This is a genomic window from Serratia sp. AXJ-M (assembly GCF_046531865.1).
Lineage (GTDB): Bacteria > Pseudomonadota > Gammaproteobacteria > Enterobacterales > Enterobacteriaceae > Serratia > Serratia liquefaciens.
On sequence record NZ_CP059394.1, the window covers coordinates 4220220 to 4234182 of the forward strand.

At 58.0% G+C, this 13963-nt stretch carries 8 protein-coding genes; all 8 read right to left on the minus strand.

The window, feature by feature from the left end:
* Positions 1-24 precede the first annotated feature (24 nt).
* The 8 genes from recD to H0S68_RS19830 all read right to left on the minus strand — a co-directional run bounded on the left by recD (position 25) and on the right by H0S68_RS19830 (position 13782).
* Positions 25-1875, minus strand: a complete 1851-nt coding sequence (gene recD / locus H0S68_RS19795) for an exodeoxyribonuclease V subunit alpha (protein WP_410528975.1) — start codon at positions 1873-1875, stop codon at positions 25-27.
* Positions 1872-5423, minus strand: a complete 3552-nt coding sequence (recB, locus tag H0S68_RS19800; protein WP_410528976.1) for an exodeoxyribonuclease V subunit beta — start codon at positions 5421-5423, stop codon at positions 1872-1874. The genes recD and recB overlap by 4 nt, the downstream gene beginning before the upstream one ends.
* Positions 5420-8308, minus strand: coding sequence for a pitrilysin (ptrA, locus tag H0S68_RS19805; protein WP_410529475.1), 2889 nt, complete (start codon positions 8306-8308; stop codon positions 5420-5422). Before ptrA ends, recB begins: the two co-directional genes overlap by 4 nt.
* Before the next feature lie 189 nt (positions 8309-8497).
* Positions 8498-11869: an exodeoxyribonuclease V subunit gamma gene (gene recC / locus H0S68_RS19810; protein WP_410528977.1), complete on the minus strand. Its 3372-nt coding sequence runs from the start codon at positions 11867-11869 to the stop codon at positions 8498-8500.
* A gap of 33 nt (positions 11870-11902) precedes the next feature.
* The gene (locus H0S68_RS19815; protein WP_410528978.1) at positions 11903-12217 is read right to left on the minus strand and encodes a prepilin-type N-terminal cleavage/methylation domain-containing protein; all 315 of its coding nucleotides are present in this window, start codon (positions 12215-12217) and stop codon (positions 11903-11905) included.
* 49 nt (positions 12218-12266) lie between these two features.
* Positions 12267-12713, minus strand: coding sequence for a YgdB family protein (locus H0S68_RS19820; protein WP_128865135.1), 447 nt, complete (start codon positions 12711-12713; stop codon positions 12267-12269).
* Positions 12710-13288, minus strand: coding sequence for a prepilin peptidase-dependent protein (locus H0S68_RS19825; RefSeq protein WP_217331844.1), 579 nt, complete (start codon positions 13286-13288; stop codon positions 12710-12712). Before H0S68_RS19825 ends, H0S68_RS19820 begins: the two co-directional genes overlap by 4 nt.
* Positions 13276-13782 carry a prepilin peptidase-dependent protein gene (locus H0S68_RS19830; RefSeq protein WP_122080669.1) on the minus strand — a complete coding sequence of 169 codons (507 nt, stop codon included), beginning with the start codon at positions 13780-13782 and terminating at the stop codon, positions 13276-13278. The genes H0S68_RS19825 and H0S68_RS19830 overlap by 13 nt, the downstream gene beginning before the upstream one ends.
* Between the last annotated feature and the right edge of the window lie 181 nt (positions 13783-13963).

Genomic DNA, 13963 nt, shown 5'->3' on the forward strand with positions numbered 1-13963 from the left:
GCATGCTGCGCCCCAAGCTCTCTCTTAACCCGTTATCTGTAACCGCTCTGCCAACCCACTGCGGCGTTGGGTCGGGGTGCGGATCGCCCGTAGTAAAACGGCTTCGGTGGCATACAGCGAAAGCTGCTTCCTCGCCCGGGTAATCGCGGTATACACCAGTTCCCGGGTCAGCACCGGCAAGAAATGATTGGGCAGTACCAGTACCGTATGATCGAACTCCGAGCCCTGCGATTTATGCACCGTCATCGCATAGGCGGTTTCATGCGCCGGTAAACGGCTCGGCTGCACCGACTTAATGCTACCGTCCGGCAGTTGGAAATGAACGCGCAGCTCGCCGCTCTCATCTCGCAAAGCAATACCGATATCACCGTTGAACAACCCCAGCGCGCTGTCATTACGCCCAATCATCACCGGACGCCCCGGATACCAGCGCCCCGCAGTTCCTGGCTTACGCTGGATCAAACCGGCGCGTTGCAGTCCCGTTTCAATACGCTCATTCAACCCGGCAATACCGAATGGCCCCTCTCGTAGCGCGCATAGCACCTGGAATTGGCCAAACGCAGCCAGTATCGTCACCGCGTCAGCACCTGTCGCCACCTGCTGCAGATAATCACGATAGCCCGCCACGCACGCATCCAAAAGTGCCTGATAGTCTTGCGTTTCCGCCAACGGGTGCCCCGTAACGTCACTGAAATTGCCGCCCAGCGCCCATGCTGCCTTCTTGCCATCCCCGGCATTTACCGCAAAGGCCAGTTGACCAATGCCCGAGTTGGCATCAAAGCGATAGCTCTTGCGCAGCAGGCACAGGCTGTCGCGCACGGCTGCCTCCGCCTCGGCACTTTGCCCCTGCAGCAGACAACCCGTCAGCCGCGAGAGCTGTTCTGCCCGTGCCACGCTATAACCTTGCTCGGCAAAGCGGCAGATATCGCCCAGCACCGCGCCAGCCTCAACCGAAGCCAGCTGATCGCGATCGCCCAGGAAAATCACCCGCGCCTGAGCAGGCAAAGCGGCAATCAGGCGCGCCATCATCGGCAGGTCAACCATCGAGGCTTCATCGACCACCAGTACATCCAGATGCAGCGGGTTGCCACGGTGATAACGCATACGCTGGCTGTTGGGCTGAGCGCCTAGCAGACGGTGAAGAGTGGAGGCTTCGGTTGGGAACAGCGCACGTTGCTCCGGCGTTAGCGCCAGTTGCCTGCCGGCGCTGCCTAAGGATTCGGTCAGGCGCGCCGCCGCTTTACCGGTGGGTGCCGCCAACTGAATGCGCAAACGTCGGCCTTCGGCAAGCTGCACCAACGCGGCCAACAGCTTGGCCACGGTGGTCGTTTTACCGGTGCCCGGTCCGCCGGAAATGACGGCGATGCGCCGCGTGGCGGCCACAGCCGCGGCAATTTTCTGCCAGTTCGGTTCGTCGGTCGCTTCGCCAAATAATTGATCGAGAATAGTGCGTAGCTCGGCTTCTTCAACCGCCTGATGGAGGCTGTCACCGCTGATAAAATCGGCAACCTCACCTTCGTTCTGCCACATGCGCTGCAGGTACAAACGCTGCTGTTGCAACACCATCGGCATCGCCGTGCTGCCATCGCCAACCGCCGCACTGGCGGACAGGCGCTGCTGCCAGTCGGTCAGATCGGGCTGCCCGGCCGCCAACCACACAGCCTGCGCCAGCTCTGGCTGACGTCCGTCAAAAAGATTCTCCGGCAACAACTGTTCCAGCATCAGGCAAACATGGCCGGCACCCGCCTCGGCGCTGAGGCAAGCGGCAGCCAATAAAATATCCGGCTGGTCCGCTGTGGCCACCACGCGGGCAAACTGTAAATCCAGCGGGCGCAGCACGCCGAGTGCCTGCGCCTGTTCCAGTAAAGCTATCATGGCTCATCCTCTGCCGTAATGGCCTCGCCGCTGAACAACCTGTCCATACCCTCGACTAACGCTTGCTCTGGCCGACAGGCGAAGATGCCGTTGCCTGGATGCTGCGCATCCACCCCGCGCAGGAACAAATAAATCACCCCGCCGAAGTGCCGTTGATAGTCGTAGTCCACCAGCCGATGGCGCAGATAACGGTGCAGCGCCAGGGTATATAACTGATACTGCAGATCGTAACGGTGTTCTGCCATCGCCTGCTCCATCGCCGGCCGGGTATAGGCACTGCTGTCCTCGCCCAACCAGTTGGATTTGTAATCCAGCAGGTAGTACTTCCCCTGCCAGCAGAACACCAGGTCAATAAACCCTTTCAACATTCCCTGCACCTGTTGGAAATCCAGTGCCGGGCAGCGAGCAGAAAGCGGATCGTAGTTTTTCACCAGGGCATCCAGCTCACGGGCCTGCAACAGCCTGTCGATAGGCAGATAAAACTGCAGTTCCGCCTGCTTTTGCTGCGGCGCCAATGCCGACAGCACGACACCGGTATCATTGAGCGGAGTGTTGAGCAACACCTGCATCCACGCCAGCAGTATCGGTTGCCAATGTTCGGCAAAGCCTTGTTGTTGCAGTTGCTCCAGCAGCCACTGTTCATCGAGCGGTTGGGTAAAATCGAGCGTTTCAAACAGGCTGTGCAAGAAAGTCCCTGGCGTAGCACCGCGTGGAAAAGTGTGCGGTGTGAGCGCTGGCTCACTGTCCTGAGCTTGCTCGCCTGCGGCATCAACATCCAGCCGCGGCAATAAATCCTGCATCAGGCCTGCGCCGTGCTGTTGCAAGCCGGTATAGCTGGTCACTCGCCAAAAATCCTGCACCTGACGTGAAAAACCTTTGGCGGCCAATTCGCTCAATTCCGGCGTTTGCGGCAACCAGGGCTGTTCATCCAGCGTGTCGACCAGCGACAGCGCAACGCCCTCCCTGACAAGCTGTTGCAGGCATTGCTGCAGATAGGCTGCATCGCCGGCCTGGCCGGCTTGCACCAGATAGCCCAGCGCGCTGCGGTGTAAATCGGTATCCCCCTGCTTCTTGCGGGTGCCTTGGATCAGCGGCGCAATACCGATGCTGCAGTGATACACCGAACGGGTCAACGCCACGTACAACAGGCGTAAATCCTCCGCCAGTCGCTCCTCCTCCGCCCATTCGATACTTTCTTCATCGGCGTTGAGGTCGAGCAAAGCCTGGAAGCTCTGGCGATCGTGATACAGCACCTGCTGCTGTTGGCGGAAATTACCGACGAACGGCAGCCACACCAGATCAAACTCCAGCCCTTTGGATTTATGGATGGTGATCACCTGCACCAGATGGCGATCGCTTTCCAGACGTAGCTGTTGGTTGTCAGACTGTCGATTGGGTTGGGCAATCTGCTGTGCCAGCCAACGTACCAGCGCATGCTCGCTGTCGAGCTGGGCTGAGGCTTCCTGCAACAGTTCCCCCAAATGCATCACGTCGGTCAATCGACGCTCGCCACCCTGCGTGGCCAACAGGTTTTCTGCCAGATGGCGCTGCTTCATCACCTCGCGCAACATCGGCAATACTCCCCGACGCAGCCAGAGGGAGCGATAGCCGTCAAACTCGTCGACCAGCCTATCCCAGGCGCGCTCATCCTGATTCAAACTGTCCAGCACCAATGCGTCCAATCCCATCAGCCCGGTCGCCATAGCGCTGCGCAAGGTTCGCTCCTGCTCCGGTGCCAGCACGGCCTGCAGCAACCACAGCAAATCCTTGGCCTCTGGCGTATCAAACACGCTGTCGCGGTTGGACAAATAAACCGAAGGAATGGCCAGCGCACTGAGTGCATCGCGAACTAACGCCGCCTCGTTACGGCTACGCACCAGCACGGTAATGTCTGAAGCCTGCACCGCCCGGCGTTTATCGCCATCCACCAGCCAAGCCTGCTGCTGTTGCCCGGCGCTGAGCCAGTCACGGATTTGTGTGGCACACAGGCGCGCCATCAATTGTTGGTACTCACTAACGCCAACACCTTCTCCCTGCTGCAGCCAGAATTGCATTGCCGGTTGCGGTTGGTTTTGCAGTTCAAAAGCCAAGCCCCGGTTTTTTGCGGCGGCGGCCACGTCAATAAAGGGAATTTGGCTGAACAGGAAGGGTTTTTCCACCTGAGCAAACAGATGGTTAACGCTGCCGACCATTGCCGGTGACGAGCGCCAGTTGGTCTCAAGCGTATAGTGGGCGCTTACCTCCGAGCGGGCTCGCATATAGGTAAAGATGTCGGCACCGCGGAAGGCATAAATCGCCTGTTTCGGGTCGCCTATCAGCAGCAGGCCGCATTCGGGGCGGCCAACGTAAAGCTTTTGGAAGATACGGTATTGCTGCGGATCGGTATCCTGGAATTCATCGATCATCGCCACCGGATAACGCTGACGGATCGCCTGCGCTAACCGATCGCCGCCTTCACTGTGCAGTGCGCTATCCAAACGGCTGAGCAAATCGTCAAAGCCCAACTCGGCTCGTTGACGCTTTTCTTGCTGAATAGAAAGGCGAATCTCGCTCAATGCCCGCGCCATGATCAAATCTCGCAGCGTCAGCGGTTCATCAAAAAGTTCGTCGATAGCCACAAACAGCGGATGACGTGGCGGCTCGCCTTTTTTGGTTTTATCCAACAGCACCGACTGGCGGAATTTCTCCAGCTCTTTCGGTAGCTGATAGTCCTGCGTTTCCAGCACCGTCCATTCGCCCACCTTATGCAGCCAGTTGGGCAGATGTTTGCTGCTGTAGCTGCGCTTGTCTACGCCGGACTGGCTAATTAAGGCTTCCAGATCGCCTGCTGCCGCCCCCCACTGAGCTTTAATGGCGTCAATGCGCGTCACGATTTGCTCATGGCGCATCAGCAGCGTTTCGTCATCTTTCGGCGGTCGTCGTAACAGCGGCGCTTCGCCATGCAAATAACCGGAGAGATCGGCCAGCAGGGCTTCCGGGCCGCTCCATTCCTGACTTACCGCCCGGGCCACGCCCAGCGGCAACGGGTAACAATGGCGACGCCAAAAATCCGCACAGGCCTGGCGACGCAGCGGCAACTCATCCTGCACCAGAGTCTGCTCAAACAGAATGCCGGACTCGAAGGCGTTATGGGTCAGCATACGCTGACAGAAACCGTGGATGGTGTATATCGCCGCTTCGTCCATCTGCCGCTCGGCCGCCAACAGCTGCGCAGCGGCGTCGGGCAGATCTTTAATCTCCGCCATCAACGAGGTAAATAACGGATCCTTGCTACGGCCACGGACACAGGCAATACGCAACCCATGGATATTGCTGCGAATACGTCCACGCAACTCCTCGGTGGCGGCCTCGGTAAAGGTCACCACCAGGATCTCCTCTACCGTCAGCGGCCGGGGAAAAGCCGCCGCCTGGCCCAGGCCAAGCAGCAGGCGCAGATACAGCGCCCCGATGGTAAAGGTCTTGCCGGTCCCCGCCGAGGCTTCTATCAGCCGTTCGCCAAACAGCGGCAACGTTAGCGGATCAAGCCGCTGCGGGGTAGTCTCTGTCATGGTGTAGCGACCTTACGCGGCATAGTTTGCTGCAGTGCGGATGCATTAGGATAAGTCACCCACTCCGGCTGCACGGCATAATCCGCCTTCTCCTGGCCGCTGCCGCTCACCTGCGACAATACCGCCAGACCCTGCGGCTGGATCACCGCCTGATGGAAATAGTCCGCCAATTTGACCGGCGTCAGTTGCTTGATCTGTTCAATCAGCTTATGGCGGGTATCAAAGGCAAAATTGCCGCGATCGAAGTCATTGGCAAAACGGCCAGCCTCTTCACTCAGGGTTTGCGGGCGCTGTTTCAACTCGTTGATCATCGCCTGCTTATACTGTTCAAAGTCGGCCGGTTTCATCTCACGCAGGCGTTTTTCGGTTTTCGGGTAGAAATCCTGATAGCGCTGGTACAGATATGCCGGCTGCTTGCTGTTGCTTTGCAACAGGAAACCAATCCCCCACTGCCGCCCCACGGACATCGGGAAAGCAAATACCGCATAGCCCAATTGCTCTTGGGTACGCAACTGGCTGTAGAACCACGGCTGAATAATCTGGCCCAACAGCGAGCTGTAGGCCATGCCGGTCACTTCGTCATAGCCGGTCGGCACATAGACCGCTGCCAGCGCCGAGTCGGTGCTGCTGCCGGCACGCTGCAGGCTGGCCAGCTGTTTTTTAGCCACTTCAACGTCTTCGCCGTGCCACCATTCAATACCGGTACACCCCAGACGGTGTTTCAACGTGGAGGCCAGCGTATCCACCTGTTGCTTGCTCATATTGCCCACCACCAGCAACTCCGGTGTCGCATCGGCCAGCAGACTGTCGCGGTAGGCCAGCACGTCTTTCAGCGTCAGGGTTTTCAACACCTCACGGCGCTCGCTGCGTTCGGAGTACGGCACGCGGGAAACCATCTGCACCGGCTGAATCGCCAGTTCGAAGGCTTTGCCCTTTTCGGCAGAATCCAGTTGCTCCAAATACCAGGATTTGGCCTGCGCCAGTTGGTCTTCCGTCGGCGTGAAGCTGGAGTACCCCTCAATCAACGACGTCAGCAACTGCGGCAGACGCTGAGTGAAGCCGTTGGCGTTGAATTGCAGACCGTTGTTCGGTGAAGTAGAGAAACTCAAGCCGCCAACCGAGGCCTGATAGCTCAGTTGATCCAGCGAAATTCCCGCCAGATAGTCGGTCAACGAGAACAGCACCTGGTTGCGCGCCGAGTCCATGGTTTTTGCATTGCGGAATGCCACTGTAACGTCGGCTTTAGGCTCGTCGGCGAAGTAGCGGCTCGGCATATACAATACGCGCAGGCCCGGTTGGTCGACCACCATCTCCGGTTTTTTGAACTCGTGCGAAGGCTTGGTCAGACTGAAATCATCAGGAATATACGGGTTCAAGGCCGGTAACGACAGGTTGATCCCCTTGCCCAGTTGCTGCCACTGCTCGAAGCGCTGCGGCGTAATCTTATCGACCTGATAAGGCGCATTAACGAAGTAGGCCGTTTTGTTGTGTGGTTCATTCGGGCTGACAAACCAGATGCGTGCGTTTTGCGGCGTCATGGCGTCCAGACGCTCGGCAATCGCTTTGGCGTCGTAGCGGTCGGCCAGGTAAGGCGCATCCAGCGTATGTTCGACCGGCACGCGCAGCATGGTATCCACCAGCCATTCGATATAGTCCATATCACGGGTGATCGAGGGATAACGGAAATCCAGGTTCAATACATGGGAGATCTCATCAAAATAGCTTTGCTTGATGCCTTCGCTGCGTAACATCTTCAGGTAATTGAAAATTGCGGCAACCACCTCGTCACGTTTGGCCAGGCCTTTATCGGTCAGCGAAACGCTGATAGAAAACACCCCGCCGTTGCGATCGACCATAGGATCGGCCCCGGCATTGATTGCATCCGCCAACCCTTGCTTCTGCAGCCAGTCCGACAGCGTGTTTTGGCTGCGGTTGCCAATCAGGTAAGCGATATAGGTATCAGTTTTACTGCGGAACTGAGCGCTGTTGTTGTCGATGCGGAACTCGACCTTCAACTGCTTGCGCGGCTGAGCCGGCACATAGTGAATAATGATCCCCTGTTGCTCAGGCGTGACGGCCGGGACGGTTATCGGCGGTACGCTGGCATCATGGTTAGGTACGCGGCCAAAGGTTTTGGCCGCCAGTTCAGCCAATGCCGGCAAGGGTTGGTTGCTGTACAACACCCCCATCATCAGATTGGCGGAATAATAGCGTTGATAGAATGCGGTCAGTTCGTCGTGCAGCTTGCTGCCGGGCTTGTCTTTCAGGGTATCGAGGTTACCGCCGGAAAAGCGCGCACTCGGGTGAGCCGGGTTTAGCGTTTCCGCCCCGACCTGCGCCATGCGCATACCGTCACGCGAACGTGCCATCGTCAGTTCGGCATTCACTGCATTACGTTCGCGATCGGCATTGCCTGGATCCAATATCGGCTCGGCAATGGCATCCGCCATGCGGTCTACCGCCGGGGCCAGCGCATCGTTTTCCACTTCCAGATAGAATGCGGTGCGGTAAGAGGCGGTGCTGGCGTTATGGCTGCCACCGTGTTTCTTCAGAAACTCGGACAGGTTTTCCGGCTGCGGATAGCGCTTGGATCCCATCAGCACCATGTGCTCCAGGTAGTGCGCCAGCCCAAGCTGGCTGTTCGGATCCTCCAGCGAGCCCACCGGCAGCGCCAGCGCCGCCAGCGATTTTGGTGCCTGAGCATCGGACACCAGCAGCACGGTCATGCCGTTCGTCAGTTTGATCGCCTGATACTGACGCGGATCGTGATCGCTTTTGTTGATCTTCTCCGCCAGCGGTTGCCATCCCTGTGCGGCCCAGCTCAACGGTGCCCAAAACATAACCAATAATACTAACCCGGTGATGCGGGCCAACTGTCTGCGCATATCCAAAATAAACCCCTATTCTGACGCCATCGCGCCAAATCCCTGACGTTGACGGCGTACATCAAAACAACACAACACAATAATATCTATATGCTTGTACGTTATGTAAGACCGGAGCTGACCCCGATAGTTGAATATAACCCTAATTATTTTTACCACCTCCCGGCAATCAGTACCACCGGGGGATTGTTACCCAAGGTTATGTCGCGCAACCGGCAGCAGGTAACGTTCTGTTTCGGCCAGAATTTGCGCTAAAGAAGGATTATCCAACTGCCGGAATACCCGCTGCACATAAGGGTCCTCGCCTTCTCCCGGAATGCGCTGATCGCCCTGCCAGGTCTGCAGCAGCTTGGCTCGAGCCTTGATTTGCACCTCTTCATCCCAGTCAATCTGCTGCGTTTCCGGCTGGTAACATTGGCTTAGCCAAGCCCAGCCGCTTTTGTTCAGCAGTAGCAACGGCTGACACAGACCGCGCTGATAACCAGCCACCAGTTCGGCCAGTTGCTCATGGGCATCCTCTGCGCTCAGGGCGGCAAAACGCCAGGCTGCCCCTTTGCGACCGTAAATACGGCTTTCCCCTGTGCCACCGGCGCAGCAGTACACCAGATGCTCCAGCCACAGCAATATCCCATCGACGGCCGACAGGGTGGATGGCCGCCAACGTAACAGCCCGTCTTCCTGAACCTGATGCAACCAGCCGCTAATGCGCACGCCGGCAATGTCGATATCCAGTTCAAGACTGTGCCCTTCGCTACGCTCTGCCCGCACCTGCTCAGCCAGTTCAGCTATCTCTTCCTGCTGCTTCTGCCAATAAATTTCACCGAATGGGCCAAAGGGTAATCCGCCGGCGGCACGAACTCGCTGAAACAGGCGCGTGGCGTCCTCACCGTCAATCAGGGTATTCAACAGTTGGCTGTTGAACTGATAACGGCTGAGATTATCCAGGGTAAAGGGCTCTTCATCCGGCAGTTCGGTTTCTTCCAGAATGAAGCTGACCCCCAGACGGAGTTGGAAGAAGGCGCGGATAGGGTGGCGATAGAATCGCAGCAAGTCATCCAGCAAAATCTGGGTCTGCGCTTCCGGCTGCAGAGGTTGATTAAACGCCGGATGTGCAGCTCCTTTTCCGTCGGCGGCCGGCAGCCATTCCGCGTCGTAGCTCTGATCTTCGGTACCGGGCAGGAAATTCTCGGCGGCAAACGGCATACGCGAGTGCCAGTTAAGCAAGTGATCACCCACGCGTTTTGCGCTGCCATCGGCGTCCAACGCCTCATCACCCGGCAGGCAGTAGCTCTGTTCAAGGTATTCCAGCAGCTCGGTCACCAACACCGAAGGGTAACGTTCGCTGTTATCCTGAATGGAACGGCCAATAAAGCTGATATACAGCCGTTGCTGCGCCGACAGTATCGCCTCCAGGAATAGATAGCGGTCATCATCACGGCGGCTACGATCGCCACGCTTGACCTGCTGTGCCATCAGATCAAAGCCTAACGGCGGCAGCGTCCGTGGGTAAACGCCGTCGTTCATACCCAGCAGGCAAACCACGTTGAACGGGATGGAACGCATCGGCATCAGGGTGCAGAAATTGATTTGCCCGGCCAGGAAACGCTGGCTGATCCGCTCCTGATCGAGGCGTGACGCCAGTTCATCACGCAGGATGGACAGTGGCACCTCATCGGGATAACGGGCCGCCAACCCGAACTCGAACAGCTTGTTCCACTGCTGCTCAATCAGCGCCAGCACCACTTCGGTTTCACCGTCCTGCTCAAAGAAGGTCTCCAGCAGTTGGCGGCACAGCGGCTGCCATTCCGGCAGCGTACGCAGTTGCCCCAGCCGTTGCCGCCAGCGGCTCAACGCCGCCAGCAGTTCAGCTAGCTGCCCAGCCAGCTCGGCGACCAATCCGCTCGATTCGTCGTAGGGCAAGACTCCCTGCCAGTCACCGGCATTGCTGTCCATGGCGTAACCCAACAGCATACGCGTAATGCCAAATTGCCAGGTGTGCTGTCCGGTGGCGGGCAAATCCAGTTCGCGCACGTTGTCGTCATCCAGGCCCCAGCGTACGCCGGATTCACCCACCCAATGGCGCAACAGACGCAGGCCCTCTTCCCGGATGGAGAATCGCGCCGCCAGTGCGGGAACCTCCAGTAGTGCTAGCACCTGCTCTGAGGTAAAGCGGCTCTGCGGCAGATCCAACAGCGAGATAAAAGCCTGCAGCGCCGGGTGGGCCTGGCTGGCTTTGCGGTCAGAAATGGCAAACGGCAGGTAGCGTTCCGGGGAGGCATTGCCGAATACCGCCTGGATATAAGGCGTGTAATTGTCGATGTCCGCCACCATCACAATAATGTCGCGCGGCGTCAGCTCAGGGTCATCCGCCAACATGCTCAATAACTGATCGTGCAGCACCTCAACTTCACGCTGCGGGCTGTGGCAAGCGTGCAGGCTGATGGAGCGATCGGCAGGATCCAGTCGTCGTTTGGTGGCGCTGCTTTCCAGCGTTTCCGGCGTGGTGCCGATAACCGCACTGTTCTTCAGCTCCAGCATATCGTACTGAATGCCATGCAGCAGATTGTCCGCAGGGATATCGACAAATGCGAAAACTTCCTGCGCAGATTCGATCTGCGAAAGCAAAAAGTGGTGATCGCGTCCCAACTTGCCCCATGAGGCCAACAGCGGGTTCGGCAGGTCTTGCTCACCGGCTTCATTAAACAGTGCGGCGGCATTTTCAGGATCTTTGAATAACGCATATTCGGTTTGATCCTGATAATGGCGTCGTTTGCGGCTCTGCAATTTCGCCAGAAATGATTGACTCTGAATATCTCCCCAGTAGTAGCGGCAAGGGTTAGTGAACATCAGGTGAACGTCAATGTGCCTGCCCAGCGCCTGGAGGGCCTCCAGATAGACCGGCGGCAATGCCGAAATGCCGCAGATAAAGACCCGTGGCGGCAATCCCGCTGGGGGCTGCTGTGCCTTTTCCAGCTCGTTGATAAAACGGCGATACAGGTTGGCGCGATGCCATTCCGGCTGCCCCAATTCCGCGGTGTACTCTACCAGGCGCGCCCACAGCGGGGCCTGCCATTGCTGCGCTTCCGCCAGTCCGTCAACGCGTTCGCCCTTCTGCCAGCTTTCCAGCCATTGCGGGCGATACACCAGGTATTGGTCAAACAGGTCTGCCACCCGACCGGCCAGCTGGTGAATTTTACGTTTGTCGCCGTCGTCGGTGAGGTAATGCTGCAGTGGAGCAAATTCAGGCTGGGTGAGTAAATCGGGCAGCAGCCACATCAGCTTCCAGGTCATGGCGTCTTTGCTGAAGGCACTCTCTTTCGGGATACCCGGTAACACCCGGGTAAACATGTCCCAGATGAAGGTAGCCGGCAGGGGGAAAGCGATGTTGGCGGCGATGCCGAACTGCTCCGCCAGTTGCATCTGCAGCCACTGCGCCATACCGGGGCTCTGCACCAGCACCACTTCCTGTTGGAAAGGATCGGCCAAGGGCTCTCTGGCTATCAAAATACTGGTCAGCGTTTTTAACACGTCCAACTGATTGGAGTGATAAACCTTAAACATTGGGCGCTCCCTTAAAACAAAATATGTGCCAGCTCACTGGCGCATGCAGTACCAACGACTGAGTTCCGCCCACTGCTGTTGGGGCGTTTGTATTCTTACCACTAACCGCTGACAGGCAGGCTGTGGGCTGCTCAAGCTGGTCTCACGCCGCCAGCCGGGTGCCAGTGGCGGCAGCCCGGCATCCATGCGCTCGCTAGCGGCGAACACTTCCAGATGCTGGTGCGCCAACGACCACGCCTGTCGATACTGCCACTGACGCTGGAACGACTGCAACAGCACCTGATGATACTGTAACAACCCCAGTAGCGACACCGCGAACAGCAACGCGGCAATCAAGACCTCCGGCAAGCTGAAGCCCCGCTGGCGCCATAAGGTTGCGTCAGATGCATCAGTTGGGTTAATCCTCACAGTCCGCCTGCTTTTTTTCAGGGCAAAAATCCAGCCACCCGCCGGTTTCTGCTCTGAGCGCAATCTCTCCGGTTGCGCCCTCAGGCTTGCTCCGTTGATATAACCGCAAAGGCTCTGCGCCATTCATCGGTGCTTCACCACGCACCAGGACAATACCCGCCTGGGATGATAATTTTGCGCAGGCGCGTAGCGCGTCGGCTTGCCGGCACCACCAGCCACTGACGCTCAATTGCCCGCGAGGCCAAGTCTGGGCCACACCCCAACTGAGCGCTGAAGCGGCCTGATTGTAAGCCCGTAAATAGCGCTTCTCGTCGGTCGCCAGCAGTAAAGCGCTGTCCAGTTGGCGATGCTGGGCATTCAACAGCATCAGCCCCATCACCAACAGCATCATCACGGCCGCCAGGGTACTGCCGCCTCGTTCGGCACTAATGTTCATGGCAGAGAAGCCATATTGACCGCCCAGACCAGGCTGCGCCGTATATTGCTATCCGTTTTCGCACGGCCACTTAGCACCAGCGTAGCCCAGGTTTTTCCGTTTTCACCCAGGTTGGTCTTTACGCTAAAGGCTTCGATACGCACTTCGTCGTTATCGATCAGGCGTTCCCAGCCACCGCCCCGACAATGATTAACACCCCGCTGCCCTTCCAACATCCCCTGGCGCAGGCGATAACCGAAATAGTCGGCATCGGCGCCGAAAGCCTCCCAACGGCCGTTAAGACTGATGTCATAGGCGATAATCACGCAACTGCCCGCCGCTTCTCCGGGAAGGTGGCTAAGCAGTATTGGTTGCCCACGGCACTGACCGGCGCAAAACCCCGCACGGCGCAGATCTTTCTCAATGCCGAAGGCCAATTGCCGCAGTACCGACTCCAGCCGGTAGTGCCTGCCGACATCGACGCTGTGTTGACGTAAAACCGGATAGGTTTTGGCGGCAGCAAGCGCAATCAGGCTGCCGAACGTCAGCGCCAACATCACCTCCGGCAGCGTAAAACCCCGCTCTAAGGCTGACATAGCGCAACCCCCCTGATGCTCACCCCTTCGCTGCACAGTCGCAGTCGCCCCTTGGCAGAAAGCACCAACCTCAGGCTGCCTGCACCGTTGCTAAGCACAATATGCCCCGCCTGCGCATTATTGCGCAGGCCATAAAACCCCATCTCTTTTTGGGTATGGCCTGTCAGCCGCACATCAGGGTAATGCGGCTTGAAGATGTCATCGTCGAGTGCAGCGCAATTCGCAGGCGTTTGACCTTCACCGATGCACCAGGCCGTTCCGGGTTTAATCCCCAGCAGCGCCGTGCGGTTGTGCCAGTTGGCATCAGCCTGCAACCGGTTGAGGAAAGCCAGCAGTTGTTGTGCAGTGTGTTCCAACCGCAAAGCCTGCTGATAATGACGCCAGTGGCTGACACCCCAGCCCGTCAGCAGACCCGCCAGGGTAATCACCACCAGCAGTTCTATCAGCGTCATGCCGCGCTGGCCATCGGGGTTAAACTTCATCTCGTCGTTCATGGCGGCCAGTGTAATCAGGCGCGCAACAGGGTAAAGGGGGGCTTTTCGGCCTTGAAGCGCATCGCGCAGGCTTTCTATGCAACTGGTGAACAAGCACAACAAAATACGATGCAGTGCGCAGAGAGGGACGGCAGAAAAAAATAAGGGCGCAACCTGTGCGCCCTCGGGGATAACTTATGCG

Excerpts from the sequence above, each read along its gene's own strand:
- H0S68_RS19825 (WP_217331844.1), bottom strand. The coding sequence starts at position 13,288 with ATGTCAGCCTTAGAGCGGGGTTTTACGCTGCCGGAGGTGATGTTGGCG.
- recB (WP_410528976.1), bottom strand. The coding sequence starts at position 5,423 with ATGACAGAGACTACCCCGCAGCGGCTTGATCCGCTAACGTTGCCGCTG.
- ptrA (WP_410529475.1), bottom strand. The coding sequence starts at position 8,308 with ATGCGCAGACAGTTGGCCCGCATCACCGGGTTAGTATTATTGGTTATG.
- recC (WP_410528977.1), bottom strand. The coding sequence starts at position 11,869 with ATGTTTAAGGTTTATCACTCCAATCAGTTGGACGTGTTAAAAACGCTG.
- H0S68_RS19830 (WP_122080669.1), bottom strand. The coding sequence starts at position 13,782 with ATGAACGACGAGATGAAGTTTAACCCCGATGGCCAGCGCGGCATGACG.
- H0S68_RS19820 (WP_128865135.1), bottom strand. The coding sequence starts at position 12,713 with ATGAACATTAGTGCCGAACGAGGCGGCAGTACCCTGGCGGCCGTGATG.
- recD (WP_410528975.1), bottom strand. The coding sequence starts at position 1,875 with ATGATAGCTTTACTGGAACAGGCGCAGGCACTCGGCGTGCTGCGCCCG.